Here is a 24,911-nt window from a genome sequence, read left to right as displayed (position 1 = left end):
CAGCCCCACAGCCCGTCGGCCCCGCCCGCGCACTCAGCCCCTGTGCGCCCCGCCCCGCGAAGACGAAGCCGCCCGCCTGCCCTTGGCCCTCCCCTGGCCCTGGCCCTGGCCCTGCCCCTTGGCCTTGGCCTTGGAAGGCTGTGCCCCGTTCGGCCACAGCCTCGGGCTCCGCTTCGCCGCGAAGTCCTCGATCCAGCCCACAGCCATCACCATCAGCCCGATCAGCGGCCAGACCAGGACCGTCATCCACAGCATGTACGTCGAGTCCAGCGCCGAGCTCCAGCGCTCGTCCTGCATGAACGGCAGGTCGTACGCCATGTCGATGATCGGCACCGTGGCCATGATGAGGAGGTTGTGCCAGAGGTAGATCGTCACCGCCCTGTTGTTGGAGAGGGTGATGAGCTTGTCCCAGCGCTTCAGGCGGCCCGGCAGCTCCTGCCACGACGGGGAGTACTGGAAGAGGATGACGACGAAGCCGAAGGACCACGCCGCCTGGGCCAGCGGGATGTCGTTCAGGTCCCAGCCGTCCGGACCCAGATGGCCCGATGCCCACCACAGGCCGAAGGCCATGATCAGGGCCGAGACCGACACCGCCACGTAGCGCGGAACCCGGGCCAGGACGCCCTCCTGGTGGGCGATGCCCAGGACCCAGCAGCTGCCGTACACCGCGAAGTCCGAGACGGCGTTGCCCGTCTCGCCGGGGATCTTGACGACCTCCGTCGCGAGCACCGCCGTCAGCGCCAGGGGGGCGAACAGCGTCGCCCACGGGAGCCTGCGGAACGCCCACAGCAGCAGCGGCGACGCGATGACGAACCAGAGGTACGCGCGGATGTACCAGAGCGGGCCCGCGGCCTGGGCCGGCCAGGTGTCCTCCAGGAGGCCCGCCTTGTCCCCGATATGCCAGGGGAAGGGCGGGGCGCCGATCGGGAACACGTAGTTGAGCATGCTGACCAGGCCCCACGTGTCCCCGTGGTCCGGGTCCTTGGTGACGTTCCAGCCGCCGTAGAACAAGAGGAACAGTGCTACCGCGCTGAATGCCCACATGGGCGGGAGCAGTCGGCGTATTCGGCCCCTGATCACGCCCCACGCCGGGCGCTTCAGCGAGCGCGCCATCAACGCGCCCGCCAGCGCGAACATCACGCCCATGGAGGGGAACAGGATCGTCAGCCAGGCCCAGCCGAACAGGTGGTAGACGACGACGCGGACCAGCGCGAGCGAACGCAGTACGTCGAAGTAGCGGTCGCGGCCCGGCTTCTTGGGAGCGGCGGCGGGAGCCGCCACAGGCGGGGCCACCGGAGCACCCGGGACCACCGGGATCCCAGGAGCCCCCGGAACCCCCGGAACCCCGGAAGCGTAAGGCGCAGGCATCGGCTGCGTGGGATAGGTCATGCGACGGGCCTCCGATCAGCGCCGCCCACCCGCTGCTGCGGAATCGAGGGCGGCGTCCCCAGCACGCCCGTGCGCCGGAGCTTCTGCCAGCGAAGGCGGCCTCCGGTCAGGGCGGTGATCCAGGACTGCAGCAGCACGACGTACATCAGCTGCCGGTAGAGGATCTGCTGGAGGGGCAGCGAGATCAGATGGGTCATGCGTTCACGGTCGAGCCGGAAGGCGTACGCCGCGCACACGGCCTGGACGGCGAGCACGCCGAGCCACGCGACGATCGTCTTCTGGGTGGGGCCGAAGACGAGGCCGTACAGGAGGAACACGTCGATCAACGGCGCGAGCAGTGGCGCCAGGACCATGAACAAGGACACCAGGGGCATGCCCACCCGGCCGAAGCGGCCCGACGGGCCCGACTCGATCACCGAGCGGCGGTGCTTCCAGATCGCCTGCATCGTGCCGTACGACCAGCGGTAGCGCTGCGACCACAGCTGCTGCACCGTCTCCGGCGCCTCGGTCCACGCGCGCGCCTTCTCGGCGTACACGACCCGCCAGCCGTCCCGGTGCATCGCCATCGTGATGTCCGTGTCCTCGGCGAGCGTGTCGTCGCTCATTCCGCCGACCCGCTCGAGGGCCGAGCGCCGGAAGGCTCCCACCGCGCCGGGGATGGTCGGCATGCAGCCGAGCATGTCGTACATCCGGCGGTCGAGGTTGAAGCCCATCACGTACTCGATGTGCTGCCAGGCGCCGATCAGCGAGTCCCTGTTGCCGACCTTCGCGTTGCCCGCGACGGCGCCCACGCGCGGGTCGCCGAACGGCTGCACCAGCTCGCGCACGGTGGACTGCTCGAAGACCGTGTCGCCGTCCATCATGACGATGAGGTCGTAACGGGCGTTGGCTATGCCTCTGTTGAGGGCGGCCGGTTTGCCCGCGTTCTGCTGGCGTACGACGCGTACGTTCGGCAGGCGAAGCCCCTCGACGATCAGCGCGGTGCCGTCCGAGGAGCCGTCGTCGATGACGATGATCTCGATGGGGTGGTCGCTCGTCATGAGCGAACGGACCGTGGCCTCGATGCACTTGGCCTCGTTGTAGGCGGGCACGAGGACCGACACCGGTTCGGTGACGTCCGGGCCCCAGCGGAAGCCCTTCTTGCGCACCTTGCGCGCGTGCACCGCGGAGAGCAGCAGCATCAGGCCGAAGCGGAGCAGCACCAGGGCGCCGATGATGGCCAGGGCCACGACGAGTACGCCGGTGATCTTCTCCGAGGCGCCGACCAGGAAGACCCAGGCCTTGCCCTTCCACAGGTCGATGCCGGAGACCGGCGCGTGCGCGCTGGGGGCGTCCAGGGCCTCGGTGAGGTTCGTGAAGCGGTAGCCCTTGTCCTGCAGATCGGGCAGGAAGGTGTCGAGCGCGGCGACCGTCTGCGAGCGGTCACCTCCGGAGTCGTGCATCAGGACGATGGCGCCCTTGCCGCCCTTGGGGGTGGCGCGGCGGATGATCTCGTCGACGCCGGGGCGCTTCCAGTCCTCGCTGTCGGTGTTGTTGACGACGGTGAGGTAGCCGCGGCTGCCTATGTACTTCGTCACCGGCCAGGACTTGTTGTCCATGGCGTCGGAGAACGACGAGTACGGCGGGCGGAAGAGGGAGGTCCGGATGCCGGCCGCGCCCGCGAGGGCGAGCTGGTTCTGCGAGAGCTCCCAGTCGATGCGGCTCGGCGACTGGTACGACAGGTCGGGGTGGTTGAACGTGTGCAGGCCGACCTCGTGGCCCTCCTCCACCATGCGCTCGACCAGGTCGGGGTAGCGCGATGCCATCGTGCCGGTGACGAAGAAGACGCCGTGCGCGTGGTGCTTCTTCAGTACGTCGAGGACCTTCGGCGTCCACTCCGGGTCCGGACCGTCGTCGAAGGTCAGTACGAGGCGGTGGCGCGGGACGCTCAGCGTCTCCTCGTGGCCGCCGCGGGTGTCGATGACGGGGCCGCCGCCGTCGAGGACCTTCTTCGGCACCTTGTCGGTGGCCGCGGGCGGGCGCACCCGGTGATCGGCGAGGATCTCGCTGTGCGTGTAGCCGCGCAGCATGAGCATCCCCATCAGGGCGACCAGGAGGAGCAGGGGCATGAGGTAGCGCAGGGGGACCCGGCGCCGTTTGACGGGGCGGGCCTGCTGCGCGCGGCGTCGGCCGCCGCCGCTCCGGGAGGGGGTCTGTGACCGCGTCCGCGGCTGGGCGTGACTGTTCCTGGAACCGGCGGACCGGCCCCTGTTGGTGCGGGAGTTCATCGCTGTGCGCCCTCCGAGGGCTGCTGGTCAGCGCTGTGCGGGGACTGGTAGCCGACCGTCTGGGCGCGCTGCGGGGACTGTATGTCGGCGGCGGTCTGCGCCACGGGGACTTCGCCGCCCGCTCCGGCCGAGCCGCCCGGGGTCTCGGTCGACGGGTCCGGGTCCGGCGTGGTGGGGTCGTCGGTCGGGTCCGGATCCGGGTCGGGCTTCGTGGGGTCGTCGGTCGGGTCGGGGTCGCCGTCGTCGTCCGTCGGGTCGGGGTCGGGCTTGCCGCCATCGTCCGTGGGGTCGGGGTCGGGCGACTCGCCGGGCTTGTCCGTGCCGTCGTCCGTCTCGGTGGGGTCGGCGGGTCCTGCGCCGCCGGTCGCGGGGGCCGTGGCGCCGCTCTCGGAGACGCCGGGCGACGGGGTCGCACCGGGTGAGGCCGAGGGGTCGAGGGAGTCGGCCGGACGGTCCGGTGTGTCCACCCTGCTCGCCGGCTTCTCGTCCTTGGCGTCGATCGGCAGCCAGGGCGCGCTGGAGTTGCCCGAGAGCAGAGTGCCCACGATGATCACCGCGTAGACGGCGCAGGCGATGCCGATGAGCACGCCTATCCGGCGGTACCTCCGGCTGCGGCGGCCCGTCTCGTCGACGAAAACCGGCCCGTCAGGCCCGTCCTGGTCGCTCTCGGCGGCCAGATCCGCCAGCTGCCGCCCCACCCCGTCGATCTGAACGGTGACCTCGTTCGGATCATGGGTGTGTTCCGGTAGGGCATCTTCTCGCCAATTCTCCATGCGTACGCACAACCCCCCACATCACTGGTTCGGGCGCGCACGTCTCCGGGCAAACTTGCCGTCGGACCAGGCCCCCACCCGGTCCGAGCGCCCCCCTATCACACTGCGCCCGGACCATGAATGTAGCGCACGGCGGTGACAGTCGTACTAATCCGTCAGTCGCGGCTCATCATGATGAGTGCATCTGTGGCCGGAACCCACCCGCCCGAAGGTCTGCGCAGCCACCCTTCCGCGGCGGCGAGCTCGGCCGCGGCGGCGCGCAGGGCGTCGATGCCGGGGTGCGTGAGCCCCTTTCTCCAGACCAGCGACACAGGTGACAGGGGTATGGGGTCGATGAGCGGCCGCAGGACTGATTCCGGCATGGCCGGGAAGTCCACCGCGACGAGCACGGGGGTGCGATTCTTGGCCATGATCCGCCCGAACTCCTCGGGGCCCACGGCCAGGGGTGCTGGCGCCGCCACCTCGATCCCGCGTCCCTCGAAGAGGCGATGCGCGAGATCGGTCCACTCCAGCGTCCGGGGGTTTCCCGCCCCCGCGTACACGCTCTCCCCCGCGAGCGCCCCGAGCGGCACCGCGTCGAGCTCGGCCAGGGGGTGACCGAGCGGCAGCAGTACCGCCATCGGCTCGTACCGCACGGGCTGCTGGGCGAGCCGCGACCGCAGCGCAGGTTCGAGCCCGGCGTACCGCCCGAAGGAGACGTCGAGCCGTCCGGCGACCATCTCGGCGGCGGCCCAGGTGAGGCCGCTCTCGAAGCGGGCCATCAGCTCGCAGTCCGGGGCTATTTCGCGGGCCCGCTCCAGGACGCGCCCGCAGATGAGACCGGGGCTGTTCAGGTCCACGAGCAGCGGGCGGGCCGCGCTGCCGGACCCCGTGCCGCGCGCGAAGGCCGCCGCCAGGTCGTCCTGCGCCTCCAGGACCCGCCGCGCGTACGGCAGCAGCCGCTCGCCGTCGGCCGTGGGCGTGACCTGCCGGGTGGTCCGCACGAACAGCTCGGCGCCCAACTCCCGCTCCAGGCGCCGCACATCACGGCTGAGCGCCTGCTGGGCGACGTAGAGCCTGGCGGCGGCCCGCGTGAAGTGCAGCTCTTCGGAGACGGCCACGAAGGCGCGCAGGAGGCGGGGCTCCAGGTCGCGGGATATGGGGGGTTCCGCTGTCACCCCGGGAACTTACAACGCAGGTGCGTGAGTTGGGCCCCAGAAGGTGTTGGACCTCACACCGCCGCCCCAGTGAGGGTGATCCCATGCCGCCCGCCGAACCCCGCGCGCCCCGCCGCCGCAACCCGTACGCCCGCCTCTTCGAGATACCCGGAGCCACCGCCTTCACCATCGGCAACCTCATCGCCCGCCTCCCCATGGGGATGTTCAGCGTGAGCGCCGTCATCATGATCGCCGGGGCCCGCGGTTCGTACGCCCTCGCCGGCGCCGTCACCGCGACGGGCCTCGCCGCGACCGCCGTCGTGGCCCCCTGGACGGCCCGTCTCGTCGACCGGTACGGCCAGGCGCGGATCGCCGTCCCGGCCACCGCGATCGCCGCGCTCGGCTCGCTCTCGCTGCTCAGTTGCGTGCACTACGGAGCGCCCGACTGGACCCTGTTCGCCTCGTACGCCGCGACGGCCACGACGCCCAACACCGGCGGCATGTCCCGGGCCCGCTGGGCCCACCTCCTCAAGGGCGACGACCGAGCAGCGCACACCGCCAACTCCTTCGAACAGGCCGCGGACGAGCTGTGCTTCATGCTGGGCCCGGTCCTCGCGGCCTTCCTGTGCGGGGCGTTCTTCCCGGAGGCGGGCACCCTCATCGGAGTCGTGCTGCTCCTGACCGGCGTCCTCGTATTCGCCGCCCAGCGCACCACGGAGCCGCCGCCCCGGGGACGTACGACGACGAAGGAGAAATCGCCCCTCCACGCGCGCGGGATGCCCACCCTGCTCGCCTCGTTCCTCGCCACCGGCACGATCTTCGGTTCGATGGAGGTCGTGACGATCGCCTACGCCGACAGCCACGGGCACAAGGCCGCCGCGGGCGCGATCCTGGCGCTCCAAGCCGCGGGCTCCTGCGCGGCAGGGCTCCTCTACGGCACGGTCAAGCCGAGCGGGCCCCCGAACCGCCGCCACATCCTGTGCGTCGGCGCGATGGCGGCCCTGATGACGCTGCCACTCCTGGCCGCCACGCTCACCGGCTCACTCCTTGTGCTCGCCGGGGCTCTCCTTGTCGCCGGGATGGCGACGGCCCCCACGATGGTCACCGGCATGGGCCTGGTCCAACAGCGCACCCCCGAGGGCCGGTTGAACGAGGGCATGACCCTCGCCGTCACCGGACTCCTCGGGGGCATAGCGTGCGGCGCCGCGGGCGGCGGCTGGGTGGTGGAGCACCTGGGCGCGGCCCAGGGCTACGCGGTCCCGGTCGCCGCCGCGTGCTGCGCCCTGCTGCTCAGCATCGCGCAGGCTTGCGCCACGAGCACTCCAGGTCCCCGCTCGGCTCGGCCCCACGCTCCGAGCGCGGCCTGACGAGCACGGCCTTGTCCTCGGTCGACTTGGCGAGCGTCACGACGATCGCGTCCTCCAGGGCCTTCACCGAGGAGGGCAGGTAGTTGTTCAGGATGATGCTGAACACCAGCTCACGCCCGCCCGCGTCCTTCACGTACCCCGAAAGGGCGGACGCCCCGGTCAACGACCCGGTCTTCGCCCGTACGTTGAGGGCCGCCGGAGTCCCGCACATCCGCGTGCGCAGCGTGCCGCCGACGAACTTGTCCGGGTCGCAGGCCACCGGAAGCGACTTGTACCAGTCGGCGTACCAGGGCTCGCCCTTCGCGGAGAGCAGCAGCTTGATCAGCTGGTCGGCGGGGACGTTGTCCTTGCGCGAGAGCCCGGAGCCGTCGACCTGCCGCAGCTTGCCGGGATCGACGTTCGCCGTCTTCAAGTAGGCGCTGATGGCGGCCATTCCGTCCGTCCAGTTCCCGGGCCTGCCGGTCGCCTTGTGACCCATCGCCTTCGTGAGGTTCTCCGCGTGCATGTTGTTGGAGAGCTTCATGAAGGGGATCATCAGCTCCTTCAACGGCATGGAGTCGTGCGAAGCGAGCTGCCGCGCGCCCTTGGGCGTGGCGAGCCCGGCCCTGGTCGGCCCGCTCACCCGCACCCCGTGCGCCTTCAGCGCGTCCCGGAAGATGGCCGCCGCGTATCCGGTCGGCTCCCAGACGGTGATCCACTCCTTGGTGGCACCACCTCCCACCGGAACGGTCCCGGTGACCGTGATGGTGTTCGTCCCGTGCTCGCGCGCGATGGTGAGTGTGTCCTCGCCACCCGCGGGGACGGTCTTGGCGCTGATGTCGACGTCCACGTAGTCCGTCTTCGGGGTCACCGAGACCTTCGGCCTGTCCCCTGCCTTCGCGCCGGGCGTGGCCTCGACGACGACCGTCCCGGTGTCGTAGTCGGTGTCCGGTGCGACGCTCAGCGCGGAGATCTGGGCGGAGTAGTACGCGTACTCGTCGTTGGCTGCCCAGCTGTCGCCGAGGCGGTCGGCGTCGAACCGGGTGTCGTCGGCGACCAGTCGCCCCGAGACCCGCCGGACACCCGAATCGGCGATCTTCGCGGCCAGTTGGTCGTAATCCTTGGCCAGCGTCGTCGGATCACCGGTGCCGCGCAGGTAGAGGTCGCCGGAGAGCACGCGACCGTGCTGCTTGCCGTCGGTGAGCACATCGGTGGTGAAGCGGTGGTCGGGGCCCAACTGCTCCATGGCGGCCGCCGACGTGAGGAGCTTGGTGTTGGACGCGGGCATCAGGCGCCCGCTGGGCAGGTGCTGGTAGAGCACGTCGCCGGACGCGGCGTCGGCGACGACGACGCTCGCCGCACCGCCCTCCATCCGGGGGTCGCCGAGGATGGTGTCGATGGCTTCGGGCAGGCCACTGCGGTCGGAGTCCGCCCCGGCGGGCGAACCGGCGGAGAGGGTGGCCGCCGCGACACCGAGCACGGCGGGCCAGATCCAGTGGCGCATACGGGTGTTGACGCGTCTCACGGGTCTACTCATGACCCAGCAGCATCCCTGACTCCCACGCCCCGCGACAGACCCCACTCCGCACACCTCGGCGAAAGGCGGCGCCGGGCACGCAGCGCGGCGGCAAGCAGCAGCGCCGGTGCGGGGTCGGCGGGGGCTCCGCCGGTCCGGCGGCAGACCAGGGCGTCGGGGTCGCCCGGGGGTTCCTGGAGGCTGTACCCGTCGGGGCAGTTGGGCCCGGGGGCGCCTGCCTCGCCCTTGGGACCCCGCTCGCCGGGAGGTCCTGCGGGGCCGGTGGGACCGGCGGCGCCGCCCTCACCCTGGGCGCCCGGCGGGCCCGCGGGCCCCGCGGAGCCTGCGGGACCCTCCGGGCCCTGCTCGCCGTCCGCGCCCGCGGCCCCCGGCGGCCCGGGTTCGCCGTCCGCTCCGGGCGCGCCCGCGTCACCCGGCTCGCCCTGCTCTCCCTGCTCGCCGCTCGGCCCTTGCTGCCCGCCGGTGCCCCGCGCGCCCTTCTCGCCCGGTTTCCCGTCCGAGCCGGGCGTTCCGTCCGCGCCGGGCGATCCGTCGGCACCCGGCGAACCAGGCGCCCGCACACGAGACAGGAGGTCGTCGACGGCATCCGAGGGGTCCGGCACCGCCGGGGTGTCGCCGTGGGAGCGGACCTGCTCGCGCAGGGTCCTGACGTCCCGGGCCAGCGTGGACACGGCCTCGCCCCGCCGGTCCGCTTCCGCGGCGAACTCGTCGGCGCGACGGTCACCGGCATCGATGCGGGCCCAGAGGATCGCGGCGACACCGCAGAGCGCGACCAGCACGCAGACGAGGAATACGCTGCGCCAACGACGGGCCAGGCGTCGCTCGAGCTGCATCACGGAGTGCCTCCGAGCCGTTGGTTGTCGATGAGCAGCCGGGCGATCTCGCCCTGGTCGTGGGCGTGCAGAGCGTTCAACTCGGCGAGTCTTACGTCGCGTTCGGCGACCTGGCGCTCCAGCCGGTCACGCTCGGTCTGGAGTCTCTCCGTGAGGCTGGAGTAGCCGGTGAGCGCGTTCTCGCCGCGCTTGCCGAGATAGGCGACCACCGCAGCGCCCAGAACCCCGAGGCTGGCGAAGAGGGAACCTAAGAGAGTGACGGTGGCATCCAAGCGACTGCCTCCTGCACTTGCGTACTCGGCCGGGCTCCTGTGCCGCCGGCCGTTGGGAACCTGCACTCGGATGCAGTAACGAGTCACATGCCCAGAGGATGTGCCCGTACGTTCCGTGCGCCGCACACGGAAAAAGCCACACGGAAAAAGCCCCCTGGCCACCGGCCAGAGGGCTTTAACCTCACATGGGAATTGTGGAGATGGCGGGAATCGAACCCGCGTCCAACGGTGCAAAAGGAGGGCTTCTCCGAGCGCAGTTCGCTTCGATTTTCTCGGCCCCGGTGATCTCGCGAACAAGTCTCCGACGGGCCCAGTCACTGTTTGATTTCCCATCGAACCCCGTGACCGGGATCGATGGTTTAGTTCCCTAGATTATGCCAGGGTCCGGGTCGGGAACACCCCCGGGCTGACACCCATTAAGGGTCCTTCACTCACTGCTTATTAGGCAGCGAGGGCGAAGGACTGGGAATCGCTCTTGGAATTGGCGATTATTGGTTGCGACATATGGTTTACGAGATCATTGCCGCTTCCTCGGCTCGCTTCCCCTGCTTCGACATCCGCTGTCGAAACCGATCATCCCCATGTTATTTTTTCAATAGCCGCCCCGGCTGTGCGGGGCAGTGCCCATCGTACGTGAACAACGCCCGACGGGGCCAGCCAATTCCCGCGCGGCCCGTCAGGACCCGCGGGCCGTGCCGCCTACGCGCTGCGCTGACGCCGCTTGGCCGCCTCGATCGCGCGGTTCGTCTCGCGCAGATCCTGCTTCTCCTTGAGCGTCTGGCGCTTGTCGTACTCCTTCTTGCCCTTGGCGAGCGCGATCTCGACCTTGACCCGGCTGTCCTTGAAGTACAGGGACAGGGGCACGATCGTGTGACCCGTCTCCTGCGACTTGGACTCCAGCTTGTCGATCTCGTCCCGATGCAGCAGGAGCTTGCGCTTCCGCGTGGCGGAGTGGTTGGTCCACGTGCCCTGCACGTACTCGGGGACGTGGATGTTGTGCAGCCACGCCTCGCCGTTGTCGATGTGCACGAAGCCGTCCACCAGGGAGGCCCTGCCCATCCGCAGCGACTTGACCTCGGTGCCCATGAGGACGAGGCCGCACTCGTACGTGTCCAGGATGTGGTAGTCGTGCCGCGCCTTCTTGTTCTGCGCGACGATCTTCCGGGCAGGGGCCTTCTCAGCGGCCTTCGCGGCCTTGCGCTTTACCTTTTCCTTCGCCATAGTCCGGCCATTTTCGCACTACGAGGGGGGTCCGAGGCCAGTCAATACTGTCTCGGCCCTCGTCTCGGCCCCGTCCTCGACCTCGAGGTCCGGCGTGATGCCCCTGCCGTCGACCGCTCGCCCCGAAGGAGTGCGGTAGTGCCCGACCGTCAGCTCGGCGACCGAGCCGTCGGGCAGTCGGCTCGGCATCTGGACCGAGCCCTTGCCGAAGGTCTTCGAGCCCACCACGACCGCGCGGCCACGGTCCTGGAGTGCGCCCGTGAGCAGCTCGGCCGCGCTCATCGTGCCGCCGTCGACCAGCGCGACCACGGGTCTGGTGGTGTCACCGCCCCGCTCGGCGTGCAGGGCCTTCTGCCGGCCGCGTACGTCGTACGTGGCCACCAGGCCGCCGTCGACCAGACCCGACGCCGCGGTGACCGCCTCCGTCACCAGACCGCCGGAGTTGCCGCGCAGGTCGAGCAGGATCCCGGCGCCCTTGGGGGCCTCGCGCACCGCGGACCGTACGCGCTCGCCCGCGCCCTTGGTGAAGGCCTCTACCTTGATCAGGACGGCGCCGCCCGCGAGCTGCGTGACCGTGACGGAGTCCGTGGAGAGGCGGGCCCGGTGCAGCGTCTCGCTCCACGCGCGCGTGCCCCGCTCCAGGCCCAGCTTGACCGGGGTGCCCGCGCGGTCGCCGCGCAGCAGGGACACGACCTCGGTGACGGGGAGCCCCGCGACACGCTTGCCGTCGACGCTCCGGAGCTGATCGCCCTCACGGATGCCGGCCTGCTCGGCGGGGCCGCCGCGCTGCACCCGTGACACCTCGATGCGCCCGTCGGCCGCGCGCCTGGCCCAGAGACCGACGCCGGTGTACGCGCCGTCGAGGGCCTGCTCGAACTCCTGGTACTCCCCAGGGGAGTACACGGACCCCCAGCGGTCACCGCTGCGGCTGACCGCGTCCTCCGCGGCCTCCTTGCCGGACTTGCCGTCGGCCATCGCCTCGGCCGCGGCATCGGCCGCCTCGGTCGCTGCGTCACCGGTCGAGGCGACGGAACGGGTGGACGGGGCAGGCGACTTCCGGCCTACGTCGGTCGCCTCGCTCCAGGATCCGGTGGCCGCACCGGTGGCGAGCACGCTCGCGAACACCAATGTCAGGGTCGCCCCGCGGCGGATACGGCGGGGCCGGGAGAGCCGGTCGCAGAACCGGTCGGGGCCTGACATGCCGGTGAGTCTAGGACAACGAAGGGCGCCGTACGGTCGGTTGAACCGTACGGCGGCCTTACTCACAGGCGGGTCTTGTCACACCTTGAGGTACTTGCGCAACGCGAAGAAGGCGGCGAGCGCGGGCATCAGCAGGCTGATGGCGAGCACGAGCGGCAGCTTCGTCAGGACCGCGTCCCACCCGATGAAGTTGATCAGATTCAGCTTCTCGGAGAGCGCGAGGCCGTGGTCGATGAGGAAGTAACGGCCCACGAGGAGCATCCCGCAGGCGACACCGCCACCGATGAGACCGGCCACGGCGGCTTCCATGATGAACGGCATCTGGATGTAGAAGCTGGACGCGCCGACCAGCCGCATGATCCCGGTTTCACGTCTCCGGCTGAACGCGGAGACACGCACCGTGTTGACGATCAGCATCAGCGCCACGACGAGCATCAGCGCCATCACCGCCAGCGCCGCCCAGTTCATGCCGTTGAGCAGCCCGAAGAGGTTCTCCAGGATGCCCTTCTGGTCCTGCACGGACTGCACGCCGTCACGCCCCGAGAAGGCGGTCGCGACCACCTGGTACTTCTCCGGGTCCTTCAGCTTGACGCGGTACGACTCCTGCATCTGGTCCGGCGTCAGGGAGCTGGACAGCGGGGAGTCGCCGAACTGCTCCTTGTAGTGCTTGTACGCCTGGTCGGCCGATTCGTACTCGACCTTCTCCACGACGGACATCTTCTCCAGGTCGACCTTGACCTGTTCCTTCTGCTCGTTCGTGACCGCGCCCTTGGCGCACTTCGGGTCCTGCTCCGCGTCGGCCTTGTTGCAGAGGAAGATCGAGACGTTGACCTTGTCGTACCAGAAGCCCTTCATCGTGCTCACCTGGTCGCGCATGAGCAGCGAGCCGCCGAACAGGGCGAGCGAGAGGGCCACGGAGACGATGACCGCGAAGGTCATCGTGAGATTACGGCGGAGACCGACGCCGATCTCCGACAGGACGAACTGGGCGCGCATGGCTCCCTTTCAGTGGATCAGTGCAGTGGATCAGTACGGGTCGTCAGTGCTGGTAGCCGTAGACGCCGCGCGACTGGTCGCGGACGAGACGGCCCTTCTCCAGCTCAATGACCCGCTTGCGCATCTGGTCCACGATCTGCTGGTCGTGGGTCGCCATGACGACGGTCGTGCCGGTCCGGTTGATCCGGTCGAGCAGCTTCATGATGCCGACCGACGTCTGCGGGTCGAGGTTGCCGGTCGGCTCGTCGGCGATCAGGAGCTTGGGGCGGTTGACGAACGCTCGCGCGATCGCCACCCGCTGCTGCTCACCGCCGGAGAGCTCGCCGGGCATCCGGTCCTCCTTGCCGCCGAGGCCGACGAGGTCGAGGACCTGGGGCACGGACTTACGGATCTCGCCGCGGGACTTGCCGATGACTTCCTGCGCGAAGGCGACGTTCTCGCCGACGGTCTTGTTCGGAAGGAGACGGAAGTCCTGGAAGACGGTGCCCAGCTGGCGCCGCATGTGCGGCACCTTGAAGTTCGAGAGGCGGGCAAGGTCCTTGCCGAGGACGTGCACCTGGCCGTGGCTGGTGCGCTCCTCGCGCAGGACGAGACGCAGGAAGGTGGACTTTCCGGAGCCGGATGAGCCCACCAGGAAGACGAACTCGCCCTTCTCGATCTCCAGAGAGACATCCCGGAGGGCGGGCCGGGTCTGCTTGGGGTAGGCCTTGGAGACGTTGTCGAATCGGATCACGGATGCACCACGGGTCGCCGGGGGTAGGTGAGCGTGACCATACGCGAAGCCGGTACGCGAGCGCAGTCAGCGTCCTGAGTTGCGCGAATTGTCGCGGATATACCACGGAACGTAACAGTCTGAAACCGGCGGCGAGGGGCGGGCCGCGCCGAAATTCGTGGAAGCTGGCACAGTGGTAGGGGGAACGGTTGGGTTCCCTCTAGCGTTGGGCAGTCTGTAACTGTGCGGGAGGAGGAGCGCATGACCCACGACAGGTTGGTATGCGCGAACTGCGCGGGGCCCGTGAGTGAGGGCCGCTGCCCCGTGTGCCGGGCCAGCCGCGAGCGCCTGCAGCAGGACGGGCCGTTCGGCGGTCTCAGCCCTGCGGCCCTGATAGGGGTGCTCGTCGTACTGATCGTGGCGGTGGCCCTGCTGGCGCACCAGACCGCTTAGCACGCCCGGACGCGTACGAGACATACGTACAAGACATACGTACGAGACACAGGTACGAGGAACACCAGAAGGGCCCGGAGCTGGCTGCTCCGGGCCCTTCTGTCATGCCATGTCTGTCATGTCTGTCATGGCTGTCACGCCACGTCGGATCAGGCAGCTGCGCCGCGGTTGCCGACGAAGCGCGGCAGGATGCGGAAGCCGATGCCGCCGGCGATCATCGTCGCGGCGCCGATCAGCAGGAACGTGGTCTCGGCGGCACCCGTCTCGGCGAGCTCGCCCTTGTCGGCCTTGTCACCCTGCTCGACCGGGGCGGAGCCCGTGTCGGTCAGGCTGTCCTTGCCCTTGCCCTGCTCGACGGGGTTGGAGCCGCCGTCGGGGTCGTTGTCGTTGCCACCGGTGCCGTTGCCGTTGCCCGGGTCGCTCGGGCCCTCGGTGGGCTCGCTCGGGTCCGTCGGGTCCTCGGTGGGCTCGGTCGGCTCGTCGGTGGGCTCCGTCGGCTCCTCGGTCGGCTCCGTGGGCTCCTCGGTCGGCTCGGTCGGCTCGTCGGTGGGCTCCGTCGGCTCCTCGGTCGGCTCCGTCGGAATCGCCGTCGGCTCGGTGGGCCCGTCGGTCGGCTCGTCGTCGCCCTCGCCGATGCCGACGTCGACACCGATGCCGTTCTCGTCGGCGCTGGCGTTGACGCCCGTGCCGCCGCCGAGGTCGACGCCGACGTCAAGGGCCGAGGCGGCACCGGCGGCGGTCAGCGAAGCCCCGGCGGCGATCACCGCACCGGCCGCTATACGTGCCACGCGGATCCGCGTCTTCTTGGTCATCTGGCTGCTACCCCCAGTAGCTGAATCGTCAGTGAGGCAGCGTCCGGGACTGCGTTTCGTCAGGAGCGCTGAATCCGCCCCCACAGATCACACGCGCCCCAGAGATACGCATGCCGCTCGCTAGCCTTTCCAGTTTCCTGAGACACGTCAAGGTCGTTGCGCGCGCGATGTCTGAAATAGCAGGAGTTGACCGGCCTACGGAGATGTGACTGTGACGTAAAAGGCAACTGCCGCCTCAAGGGCGGCAGTTGCCATGTCGATAAAGCGGCGCCTACTTCTCCTGCTGCTTGCGCCAGCGAATTCCGGCCTCGAGGAAACCGTCGATCTCGCCGTTGAACACGGACTCGGGGTTGCCCACTTCGAACTCCGTGCGCAGGTCCTTGACCATCTGGTACGGGTGCAGGACGTACGAACGCATCTGGTTGCCCCAGGAGTTGCCGCCGTCCCCCTTGAGGGCGTTCATCTTCGCCTGCTCCTCCTGGCGGCGGCGCTCGAGGAGCTTGGCCTGGAGGACGTTCATCGCGCTCGCCTTGTTCTGGATCTGCGAGCGCTCGTTCTGACAGGAGACGACGATGCCGGTCGGGATGTGTGTCAGACGGACCGCGGAGTCGGTCGTGTTGACACCCTGGCCGCCGGGGCCCGACGAGCGGTAGACGTCGATGCGGAGCTCGGACTCGTCGATCTCGATGTGGTCCGTCTGCTCCACGACCGGGAGGATCTCGACTCCGGCGAAGGAGGTCTGACGGCGGCCCTGGTTGTCGAAGGGCGAGATGCGGACGAGACGGTGGGTGCCCTGCTCGACGGAGAGCGTGCCGTAGGCGTACGGGACCTGGACGGCGAAGGTGGTCGACTTGATGCCGGCCTCTTCCGCGTACGAGGTTTCGTAGAGCTCCGTCTTGTAGCCGTGCCGCTCGGCCCAGCGCAGGTACATGCGCTGCAGCTTCTCGGCGAAGTCGGAGGCGTCCACGCCGCCGGCCTCCGCGCGGATGGTGACGAGCGCCTCGCGGGCGTCGTACTCGCCGGACAGGAGGGTGCGGACCTCCATCTCGTCCAGCGCCTTCTTGACGGCCGTGAGCTCGGTCTCGGCCTCGGCGCGGGTGTCCGGGTCGTCCTCCTCCTCGGCCATCTCGAAGAGCACGCTGAGGTCGTCGATCCGGCTACGGAGCGCCTCGGCCTTGCGGACCTCCGCCTGGAGATGGCTCAGCTTGCTGGTGATCTTCTGTGCCGCATCGGGGTCGTCCCAGAGGGACGGCGCCGCCGCCTGCTCCTCGAGCACGGCGATGTCTGCCCTCAGCTTGTCGAGGTCCAGGACGGCCTCGATCGACTCCATGGTCGAGGAGAGGGACTTGAGCTCTTCGGATACATCGACGACTGCCACGGGTCCAGCCTAACGGCTGAGCGCAAGCGAGCCGGCCTCCCGGCCTGGGTAGCGGCTCTCCCCGGGCCCGGGGCCCTCGCCCTGCGGGCCTCCACGGGTGCCTTGCCCTGCGGGCCGGGGCTCTTCTTCGCCGCTCCGCGGCGGGTCTCCCACCCACCCGATCACCCGGCACCACCTCCTGCCACGCGGTGGCGGGCCCTACGCATCCGCGCCGCTGTCGCGGCGTCCGGGCTGCCCTGTCCCACAGGCTGCCCTGTCCCGCCGCGAAGCGGCGGGGCGAGAGGCCCGCAGCGGGCCGTAGGTCACGGGGTTGGAGGCGCCGAGTTGTTGCTGTCCTGGGGCTGCGCGTCCGCGTCGTCGCCGTTCGTGGCGGCCCAGGTGCCGATTCCCGCCGCCGCCACCAGGACCGCTCCCGCCACGCCGAGCGTGATCCTGCGCCGGCGGGCCGAGGCGCGGTGGCGGGCCGAGCCGGGGCGTGCCGCGCCGGACGCGCGCGGGGCGCGGGCCGTGCCTCGGGCGCCCCCGGCGAGCTCGTCGGGCCCCGGGACGCGCATGGAGGTGTGGGTGTCACGGTTCGAGTCCGGGGTGGTCGAGCCGGGGACCAGGGGGACCGCTCCGCGGCGCGGGGTACCCGGGGACGGCTCAGGCTCCGGTTCCTCCTCGGCCTCCTCCGCCGACGGCTCCGTATCCGGCTCGTCCACGTCGAGCGGCGGCATCCCCGCCACCAGCGGCTGCAGCTCCCGCAGCCGCGCCGCGAGCTCAGAGGCGCGCAGACGGGACGCCGGGGCCTTCGCGAGGCACTGGACCATCAGCTGCCAGAGCTCGTCCGGGATGCCGGGGAGGGGGACCACCGTCTCCGTCACATGGCGGCGCAGGACCGCTCCCGGGTGACCGCCGCCGAACGGGGTGAAGCCCGCCAGGAGTTCGTACAAGACCGTCGCGAGCGCGTAGATGTCGACCGCCGCGCGCGGCGGCAGGCCCTCGATGATCTCGGGGGCGAGGTAGTCCGGCGTACCGATGATCTTCGTCGCGCGCGTGCGGCGCGGGGAGTCGATCAGCTTGGCGACGCCGAAGTCCGTGAGGAGTGCCGGGTGCGAGCCGCCGGGTCCGAGCGGGCCCTGCATGTCGAGCAGTACGTTCTCCGGCTTCACGTCACGGTGCACGATCTGCGCCGCGTGCGCCGCCGCGAGGCCGTCCGCCACGTCCGCCACGATCGCCACCGCGGCCTCCGGAGCGAGGCGGCGCTCGCGGTCGAGGCGGGTGCGCAGGTCCGTGCCGCGGACGAGGTCCATGACCAGGGCGAGGTCGTTGCCGTCGACCACCAGGTCGTGGACACCGACCACGCGCGCGTGGTCCAGGCTGAGCAGAGCCGTGCGCTCCTGGACGAAGCGGCCGACGAGCTCCTGGTCGGACGCCAGGTCCTCGCGCAGCAGCTTGATGGCGACGGGACCCTCGGGTCCCTCGCCGAGCCACACCGTGCCGGCGCTGCCCCGACCAAGGATCTGGTGGGCGGTGTACCGGCTGCCGATCTTGCGTGCCAAGACTGCTCCTACGGATGCGTGTTGGCGACAAAGCTACGCGGCCTCGACGCCAACCTTCACTCCAGGAGCAGAAATCACCCCGCAGGTGTCGACAAATCCCCAGAGTCGGGAGGGGATTCGACCGTCACCGACCGCGGGACTGCTGGTTGTGGCTCAGTTGCCGTTCAGCTTTCCCATCCAGCCGGCGACCGTGTCGTACCAGTCCGTCAGCTGTTCCCAGTAGCCCTTCGTCGTCCCGATCCACTCCTGGAGCGGGCTCAGCTCCCAGACGAGCCAGCTCGCCACGAAGAGGATGATGATCGTGAAGAGGCATCCCTTGAGGCAGCCGAGACCCGGGATCTTCATCCGGTTCGGGTTCGAGCCGCGCTGCCTGGGCTCCCTGGGCTCGCGCGGCGGCCGTCCCGCGGGCGGCTGCTGGGGCGGCGTCTGCTGCGGCGGCGCGTACTGCTGCTGCTGGGGCTGCGGTGCGTACTGCTGCTGCGGGCGCTGCTGCTGTTGCGCGTACTGCTGCGGGCGCGGCTGCTGCTGCGGCTGCTGGACCTGGCGCTGGGGGCGGCGACGGCGCAGCGGGTCCTCGCTGGGGTCCAGGTAGGACTGGACCTGTGTCTGTTCGTTGCGGTCGCGGGCCGCCCGCATCTGGTTCTGCCAGGGGTGCGGGTCGTTCGGGTCGGCGCCGGGCTGGTTCGACGGCACCGGCGGCATGACGGACGTCGGGTCGGCGCCACCGGAGCCGGGGCCGCCGGTGTTCTGCATGACGCTCGTCGCCGCGTTCGGGTCGTACGACCCCGCGTTGCTCGGCAGCACCTGGGTGGGGTCGGCCGCGCCCGCCGTGCCCGGCACCGTGGCGGGCGACGGGTCGGGCATGAGGAGGGCGCCCACGCCCTCCGCGGCGGCGATCTGCGCGCTGGACGCGTGCACGCCCACGCCGTCCGCGACGGCCCGCAGGCCGCGCGCGAGGTTCTCGGCGCTGGGGCGGTTCTCCGGGTTCTTGCTGAGGCAGCGCTCTATGACCGTCCACAGCGGGTCCGGGACCGTGGAGGGGCGGCGCGGTTCGGCGCTCAGGTGCTGGTGCAGGACCTCGAGGGCCGAGCCGCCGCCGAACGGCGGACGTCCGGTGACGAGCTCGTACAGGAGGATGCCCGCGCCGTAGATGTCGACGGCGCTGGTCTGCGGGCGGCCCTCGGCGGACTCGGGCGCCACGTACGCGGGCGTGCCGACGAATTCGTGGGTGCGGGTCAGGCCCGGGGAGTCGGCGAGGCGGGCGATGCCGAAGTCGGTGAGCATCGGGTGCATCGAGCCGTCGGGGTCCTGCTTGAGCAGGACGTTCGCGGGCTTCAGGTCCCGGTGCACGACCCCGTCCGCGTGGCTCGCGGCGAGGGCGTCGGCGATCTGGGCGGTCAGGAGTGCCGCCGCGACCGGCGTGAACGGGCCGTTGTCGCGGAGGTAGTGGTGCAGGTCGGGGCCCTCCACCAGGTCCATGACGAGAGCCAGGAGCTCTCCCTCGACGACCAGGTCACGGGTCCGCACAATGTTCGGGTGCGTGAGCCTGAGCAGGACGGATCGCTCGCGCAGGAACCGCATCACGATGTCCGCGTCGTTGGCGAGCTCCTCCTTGAGGACCTTGATCGCGACGGTCTCGCCGGGCTGGCCGGGGACGGCCGCCTCGGCACCCGCGGTCTCGCGCTGGCGGGCTCGCCAGACGGTGCCCGTGGCGCCGCGCCCGAGCGGCTCCTCGAGCAGGTACTTGCTGCCTACCGGCCGCACGTCATGCGCTCCCTGCTGATCTGGCTGGTCTGTCCGGACCCGGCTACCCGCCGGAAGGTGTTCCGACCCACTGTAGTGCCGCCGAACGGGGCACCGGCCGGTCACATTCCGCCCCGGCCACCGGACGACCGGATAGCTGTTCGGTGGAAAGACGTCTCACGGGGGCCGTTGGTTGCCGAACGGCGTCGAATTGACCTTCGTCACGATGCGATGACGGGTGATCGCTACGGTCCAAGCAGGCACTTTTCCGAGCAGAGCCGACCAATCAAGATCACTTACGGGTGGCCGCCGGGCGTGTTGTCAGTGGCAGGTGCGAGGATGCTTCTCTGTTACTGGCCGACGTGGCCGTGTGCGGTGGGGGGAATCACAGCGCGAGTCCCCGTGCCCTGCGGCAAGGGCAGAAGGGACCGCTGACGGCGATGCAGATCCGGCTGACCGTCCTCGGGCCGCGCAGCGGCCAGACCGCCGAGCCCCAAGGCCGCCCCGCCGTGCCCCGCGGCGCCTGTGACGTCCTGGTCACCGCCCCTGCGGGGACCGCCCTCGCCACGGTCGCCTCCGGCCTCGCCGCGGCCGTCGCGGGCGGCGAGGGACCCGTCGTCCTGTACGCGGAGTCGGAGCGGCTCGACGCCCAGCGCTGCACCCTCGGGGAGCCCCCGCTGATAGACGGGGCGGTGCTCTCGCTCGGCTCCCCCGCCGAGCCGGGGCCCGAACTCGCGGGAGCCGCCGCCCAGTTGCACGTGGTCACGGGCCCGGACGCGGGCGGCGTGCACCTCCTGCACGGCGGCCAGATCCGCGTCGGCCGCTCGGCGGAGGCGGACGTCCCGCTGGACGACCCGGACGTCTCGCGGCTGCACTGCGCCGTGACGCTCACCCCGGACGGCCAGGTCACCGTCACGGACCTGGGCTCCACGAACGGCACGACGGTGGACGGCCGCGAGATCACCGAGCGCCCCGTCCGCCTCTCCCCCGGCTCCCTCCTGCGGCTCGGCGAGTCCGCGCTGCGGCTCACCGCCGGGTCCGGGACGGGCGCCGCGCTGCCGACGGCTCCGGACGGCGAGGGGCACGTGCGCGTGCGGGTCGCCGCGAGCGGCGACACCTCCCGGGACGCACTCCAGGACGCACTCCAGGACGGCCCCCAGGGCGCTCCCCCGGGAGCAGGCGGCCCACCCGCCGACGGCACCCACCACGCGTACGGCTCCGCGGCCTTGGTCACCACGGGCGAGGACGGCCAGGGCGGGGCGCACGGAACGCCCGGGGCGTACGGCCAGACGTCCCTCACCGACGTGCCGCTCGTCCCGCAGCAGGGCGGCGCCCCGGACGCCGAGAGCACCCGCACGGGCACTCCCGCGCGCGGGACGACCGTGCCGCGCGCCCTCCGCAGGCGGGGCGGCATCTCGGCCTGGGCCCGGCGGCTCACGGGCGCCCGCGACGACGAGCACGGCCCGAGCGGTCACGAGGTCGATGCGTACGGCCCGGGGAGCGACGCCGCCTCTCCGGTAGCGCAAGGCCCCACCCCCGAGGACCTCGCGGTGGCAGCCGCCGCGCGGACCCCGGAGTCCTGGCCGGACCCCGCGGCCCTGCTGCTCACGGCGCTCGGCCCCGGCCCCCGGCTCTGGGAGCGCGGCCCCGGCCACCCCGAGGCGCTGGCGGTCCGGCTCGGCACGGTCGACCGCGCGGCCCCGGACGAGCGGGGGCTGCTGCCCGCCGTCCCCGTGACGGTCAGCCTGCGGGAGGCGGGCGCACTCGGCCTCGCGGGACCGCGCGAGCGCCTCGCGGGGCTCGCCCGTGCCGTCGTCGCCCAGCTCGCGGCGCTGCACTCCCCGGACGCCCTGGAGATCGTGCTGCTCAGCACGGACCGCGCACGGCCCACACCGGAGCGCACCGCCGAGTGGGCCTGGCTCGGCTGGCTCCCGCATCTGCGGCCCACGCACGGCCAGGACTGCCGCCTCCTCCTCGCCTACGACCGCGAGCAGGCCGCAGCGCGCACGGGAGAGCTGCTGCGGCGCCTCGAGGACCGCGCCGCGGACAGGGCGTCGGCTGCCGCGGCCGGGAACAGCCCTACCGAGAACAGCCCTACCGACAACAGCGCGGCGGCGAGCAGTGCCGACGGGTCTCCGGACGCCGGGCCCCGCACCGTCGTCGTGGTGGACGGCGATCCCGGTTCCGCCGGGCTGCGCGAGGCCGTGGTGCGTCTGGCCCGGGAAGGGGCCGCCGCCGGGATCCATGTCGTCTGCCTGGCTCAGACGCCCGCCGCGTCACCCGCGTCGCCGGTTTCGGCCACGTACGAAGCCGCGTGCTCCGTCTCGCCCGCCTTCCGCGCCTGCGGCGCCGTCGCGCTGCTCAGCGGCGACGTGGCCACCGCGCTGCGGTTGCTGCGGACCGTGGGCGGGCACCCCGTGGGGCACGGCACCGTCGCCGCGGTGGACGCGGTGTCGCAGGCCTGGGCGGAGCGGTTCGCCCGCGCCCTCGCGCCTTTCCGTACGGACGGGGCGCCCGGCGACGCGCATGCGCGCGTGTCTGCTCCACTGCCCCAAACGGCGCGCCTGCTCGACGAGTTGGGGCTCGCCCGAGCCACTCCCGCATCCCTGATGGCGCGGTGGGCCGCTGCCGCGGACGACCCAGAGGCGTCGGGCGGGCGTGCCTGGACGGTGCTCGGCGCGGGCCCGCGCGGGCCCGTGGTCGTGGACCTCGCCGCCGAAGGCCCGCATGTGCTGGCCGAGGGCCCTTCGGGAAGCGGCCGTACGGAACTGCTGCGGTCCATCGCGGCATCGCTGGCCGCGGCGGAGCGCCCTGACCGGCTGAGCATGGTCCTGATCGACGGACGGGACACCACGGGCAGCGGGAGCAGCGGAACGAACGGCGCGAACATACGGCTCGTCGACGGCCTCGCGGTCTGCACGGACCTGCCACACGTCACCACGCATCTCGCCGCCAACGACCCTGTCCGGATGCGGGAGTTCGCCCAGTCGTTGACCGCCGAGCTGAAGCGGCGGGCCGAGTTGCTCGGGCGGCTCGGGTTCGCCGAGTGGCATACGCAGTGGCCTGCGTCTGCGTCCGTGCCCCGGGCCGGCGGGGGTGGCGGGGCCGGCGGAGGTGATCTTGATCCGCCGCCGAGTTCCACGATGCGGCTGCGGCCCGCCGCTGCCCGCGTCGGGGCCGAGCCGGGGCCGCCGTTGCCTCGGCTCGTGGTGCTCGTGGACGACTTCGACGCCCTGCTCTCGCCCGCGCTCGGGTCCCCCGGCCGGCCCGCTGCCGGGTCCGTCGTGCGGGCTCTCGAAGCGGTGGCCCGGGACGGGGAGCGGCTCGGGGTGCATCTGGTCGCCACCGCGGCGCGCGGCGAGCGGACCGCCGAGACGGAGCTGGGGCGGCGGGCTTCCCTACGGATCGTGCTGGACGCCGTCACTCCGGGGCCGGAGGAGCCTGCCCCTGGACGCGGGGAGCTTCGGACCGCCGAGGGGCGGGTGAGTCCCTTCCAGGCGGGGCGCGTCACGGGGCGGATTCCTCGTACGTCGACGGTGCGGCCCACGGTGGTTCCGCTGGAGTGGGAGCGGATGGGGGATCCTCCGGCACGGCGGCCCGTGCGGGAACTCGGTAACGGGCCCACGGACTTGGCCCTGCTGGCCAGCGCGTTGGAGCGGGCCGCCCGGTCCGTCTCGGCGAATCAGGTGCCCTCCCTCCTGTAGCCCGGCACACAGATGCCGTCCTTGCTGTAACCCTGCACTACGGGGGCTGCCGGCAGACCAACGCCCAGCTCATGACGCCACGTCACAACGCCATCACGATCATCGAGTTGTCATGGTTGGCGCTCTTGCCGCCTCTCCCCGGGCGGGCGTAAACAGGCCGCACGGGACTCGTCAGGGCAGAGAAACGGGGCAGTGATGCGCAGCAGTCTTCGAACACGCAGGGCACCGCAACACCGGCGTACCACAGCCAAGTTCGCCGCGGCCTTCGTCGCGGGCGCGCTCGCGCTGACCGCCACCGCATGCGGCGGGGACGACAGTGACGGCGAGGGCAGCGGGGACAAGGGCGGTGGCAAGGAGAGCGCCGCCGCGGTCAAGTTGCCGAAGCTGGACGGGGAGACGGTCTCCGTCGCCGCCGTATGGGGCGGTTCGGAGCGGAAGGTCTTCCTCAAGGTTCTCGACGAGTTCGAGAAGCGGACCGGGGCCAAGGTCACCTTCGTACCGGCCCAGGACCCCATCATCAGCTTCCTGGAGTCGAAGGTCGCGGGCGGCTCGCCACCGGACGTCGCGATGCTTCCGCAGGTCGGCGCGATCGAGCAGGCCGTGGAGAACAAGTGGGCCAAGCCCGTCGGGCCCGAGGCGCAGAAGCAGCTCGACAAGAACTACTCGCAGGGCTGGCAGGACCTCGGTGCCGTCGACGACAAGCAGTACGGCGTGTACTTCAAGGCCGCCAACAAGTCCCTGGTCTGGTACAACACGCAGGTCTTCGACAACGCGGGCGCCAAGGCGCCCAAGACCTGGGACGACTTCATGAAGACGGCCCAGACCATCTACGACTCCGGCGTCCCCGCGATATCCGTCGCGGGCGCCGATGGCTGGACCCTCACCGACTGGTTCGAGAACATCTACCTCTCGCAGGCGGGTCCGGAGAAGTACGACGACCTCGCCGAGCACGAGATCAAGTGGACGGACCCCTCCGTGAAGGAGGCGCTGACCACGCTCGGTGAGCTCTTCGGCAAGAAGGGCATGGTCGCGGGCGGCGCCGACGGCGCGCTGCAGACCGAGTTCCCCGCCTCCGTGAAGCAGACCTTCACCGGCGGCGACCAGCCCAAGGCGGGCATGGTCTTCGAGGGCGACATGGTGTCGTTGCCGATCTCGGAGACGAAGGCCGAGATCGGCTCGGACGCCAAGGTGTTCCCGTTCCCGGCGGTCGGCGGCGAGTCCCCCGCGGTCGTCGGCGGTGACGCCGCCGTCGCGCTGAAGGACAGCAAGGGCGCCCAGGCGCTGCTCACCTTCCTCGCGTCGCCGGACTCGGCCAAGGTCTGGGCGGAGGCGGGCGGTTTCGTCTCGCCGAACAAGAGCCTCGACCTGGCGGCGTACCCGAACGACGTGCAGCGGGGCATCGCCAAGGCGCTGATCGCGGCGGGCGACGACATCCGCTACGACATGTCCGACCAGGCCCCGCAGGCGTTCGGCGGCACGCCGGGCAAGGGTGAGTGGAAGGCGCTGCAGGACTTCCTGAAGAACCCGAAGGACGTCGCGGGCACCCAGAAGGCACTGGAGACGGCCGCCGCCGCGGCCTACAAGGACTGAAGCGGTGG

The 24,911-nt window shown here is 71.0% G+C and carries 19 protein-coding genes and 1 other RNA gene; 4 read left to right on the top strand and 16 right to left on the bottom strand.

Going from position 1 to position 24,911, the window contains the following annotated elements; genetic code table 11:
- Positions 1 to 33: 33 nt before the first annotated feature.
- From AC5P1C_RS17030 to AC5P1C_RS17015, 4 genes are all read right to left on the bottom strand, one after another.
- Positions 34 to 1,368 (bottom strand): acyltransferase family protein, encoded by a 1,335-nt coding sequence (locus AC5P1C_RS17030; protein ID WP_493866833.1) that lies wholly within the window; start codon positions 1,366 to 1,368, stop codon positions 34 to 36.
- Positions 1,369 to 1,385: 17 nt separating this feature from the next.
- Positions 1,386 to 3,497, bottom strand: a complete 2,112-nt coding sequence (locus tag AC5P1C_RS17025; RefSeq protein ID WP_493866832.1) for a bifunctional polysaccharide deacetylase/glycosyltransferase family 2 protein — start codon at positions 3,495 to 3,497, stop codon at positions 1,386 to 1,388.
- A gap of 155 nt (positions 3,498 to 3,652) precedes the next feature.
- Positions 3,653 to 4,429, bottom strand: coding sequence for a hypothetical protein (locus AC5P1C_RS17020; RefSeq protein ID WP_493866683.1), 777 nt, complete (start codon positions 4,427 to 4,429; stop codon positions 3,653 to 3,655).
- A 155-nt stretch (positions 4,430 to 4,584) separates the two neighbouring features.
- Positions 4,585 to 5,586, bottom strand: a complete 1,002-nt coding sequence (locus tag AC5P1C_RS17015) for a LysR family transcriptional regulator (RefSeq protein ID WP_493866682.1) — start codon at positions 5,584 to 5,586, stop codon at positions 4,585 to 4,587.
- 83 nt (positions 5,587 to 5,669) lie between these two features.
- Here AC5P1C_RS17015 and AC5P1C_RS17010 point away from each other — a divergent pair, with 83 nt between their 5' ends.
- Entirely contained in the window at positions 5,670 to 6,932 is a 1,263-nt protein-coding gene (locus AC5P1C_RS17010) for an MFS transporter (protein WP_493866681.1), read from the top strand.
- Here the strand turns inward: AC5P1C_RS17010 and dacB are convergent.
- From dacB to ftsE, 8 genes are all read right to left on the bottom strand, one after another.
- Positions 6,856 to 8,448 (bottom strand): D-alanyl-D-alanine carboxypeptidase/D-alanyl-D-alanine endopeptidase, encoded by a 1,593-nt coding sequence (dacB, locus tag AC5P1C_RS17005; protein WP_493866680.1) that lies wholly within the window; start codon positions 8,446 to 8,448, stop codon positions 6,856 to 6,858. The genes AC5P1C_RS17010 and dacB overlap by 77 nt on opposite strands.
- Entirely contained in the window at positions 8,445 to 9,281 is an 837-nt protein-coding gene (locus AC5P1C_RS17000; protein ID WP_493866679.1) for a collagen-like domain-containing protein, read from the bottom strand. The genes dacB and AC5P1C_RS17000 overlap by 4 nt, the downstream gene beginning before the upstream one ends.
- A complete protein-coding gene (locus AC5P1C_RS16995; RefSeq protein ID WP_493866678.1) occupies positions 9,281 to 9,553 on the bottom strand; it encodes a hypothetical protein in 273 nt (90 codons plus the stop codon). The genes AC5P1C_RS17000 and AC5P1C_RS16995 overlap by 1 nt, the downstream gene beginning before the upstream one ends.
- Before the next feature lie 192 nt (positions 9,554 to 9,745).
- Positions 9,746 to 10,134, bottom strand: a transfer-messenger RNA (tmRNA) gene (gene ssrA, locus AC5P1C_RS16990).
- Positions 10,135 to 10,252: 118 nt separating this feature from the next.
- Positions 10,253 to 10,774 carry an SsrA-binding protein SmpB gene (smpB, locus tag AC5P1C_RS16985; RefSeq protein WP_493866677.1) on the bottom strand — a complete coding sequence of 174 codons (522 nt, stop codon included), beginning with the start codon at positions 10,772 to 10,774 and terminating at the stop codon, positions 10,253 to 10,255.
- A gap of 18 nt (positions 10,775 to 10,792) precedes the next feature.
- Complete coding sequence (locus tag AC5P1C_RS16980) at positions 10,793 to 11,974, bottom strand: S41 family peptidase (protein ID WP_493866676.1); 1,182 nt, start codon at positions 11,972 to 11,974, stop codon at positions 10,793 to 10,795.
- A gap of 78 nt (positions 11,975 to 12,052) precedes the next feature.
- Entirely contained in the window at positions 12,053 to 12,970 is a 918-nt protein-coding gene (ftsX, locus tag AC5P1C_RS16975; RefSeq protein ID WP_493866675.1) for a permease-like cell division protein FtsX, read from the bottom strand.
- 43 nt (positions 12,971 to 13,013) lie between these two features.
- Positions 13,014 to 13,703 carry a cell division ATP-binding protein FtsE gene (ftsE, locus tag AC5P1C_RS16970; protein ID WP_030788113.1) on the bottom strand — a complete coding sequence of 230 codons (690 nt, stop codon included), beginning with the start codon at positions 13,701 to 13,703 and terminating at the stop codon, positions 13,014 to 13,016.
- Between the two features lie 240 nt (positions 13,704 to 13,943).
- Here ftsE and AC5P1C_RS16965 point away from each other — a divergent pair, with 240 nt between their 5' ends.
- Positions 13,944 to 14,135 (top strand): hypothetical protein, encoded by a 192-nt coding sequence (locus AC5P1C_RS16965; RefSeq protein ID WP_493866674.1) that lies wholly within the window; start codon positions 13,944 to 13,946, stop codon positions 14,133 to 14,135.
- A gap of 149 nt (positions 14,136 to 14,284) precedes the next feature.
- Here the strand turns inward: AC5P1C_RS16965 and AC5P1C_RS16960 are convergent, their stop codons facing one another.
- From AC5P1C_RS16960 to AC5P1C_RS16945, 4 genes are all read right to left on the bottom strand, one after another.
- The gene (locus tag AC5P1C_RS16960; RefSeq protein ID WP_493866673.1) at positions 14,285 to 14,947 is read right to left on the bottom strand and encodes a hypothetical protein; all 663 of its coding nucleotides are present in this window, start codon (positions 14,945 to 14,947) and stop codon (positions 14,285 to 14,287) included.
- Positions 14,948 to 15,218: 271 nt separating this feature from the next.
- Positions 15,219 to 16,325, bottom strand: a complete 1,107-nt coding sequence (gene prfB, locus AC5P1C_RS16955; protein ID WP_493866672.1) for a peptide chain release factor 2 — start codon at positions 16,323 to 16,325, stop codon at positions 15,219 to 15,221.
- Between the two features lie 302 nt (positions 16,326 to 16,627).
- Positions 16,628 to 17,866 (bottom strand): serine/threonine-protein kinase, encoded by a 1,239-nt coding sequence (locus AC5P1C_RS16950; protein ID WP_493866671.1) that lies wholly within the window; start codon positions 17,864 to 17,866, stop codon positions 16,628 to 16,630.
- 153 nt (positions 17,867 to 18,019) lie between these two features.
- Entirely contained in the window at positions 18,020 to 19,630 is a 1,611-nt protein-coding gene (locus AC5P1C_RS16945) for a serine/threonine-protein kinase (RefSeq protein ID WP_493866670.1), read from the bottom strand.
- Positions 19,631 to 20,049: 419 nt separating this feature from the next.
- Between AC5P1C_RS16945 and AC5P1C_RS16940 the strand changes: the two genes are divergently transcribed.
- Together AC5P1C_RS16940 and AC5P1C_RS16935 are read left to right on the top strand one after the other, a co-directional pair.
- On the top strand, positions 20,050 to 23,313 hold the full coding sequence (locus tag AC5P1C_RS16940; protein ID WP_493866669.1) for an FHA domain-containing protein: 3,264 nt from the start codon (positions 20,050 to 20,052) through the stop codon (positions 23,311 to 23,313).
- 195 nt (positions 23,314 to 23,508) lie between these two features.
- The gene (locus AC5P1C_RS16935) at positions 23,509 to 24,903 is read left to right on the top strand and encodes an ABC transporter substrate-binding protein (protein WP_493866668.1); all 1,395 of its coding nucleotides are present in this window, start codon (positions 23,509 to 23,511) and stop codon (positions 24,901 to 24,903) included.
- Positions 24,904 to 24,911 lie beyond the last annotated feature (8 nt).

The organism is Streptomyces sp. A18 (assembly GCF_059026065.1).
The sequence above is the reverse complement of the archived record's forward strand: the minus strand, read 5'-3'. Positions and strand labels throughout refer to the sequence as shown.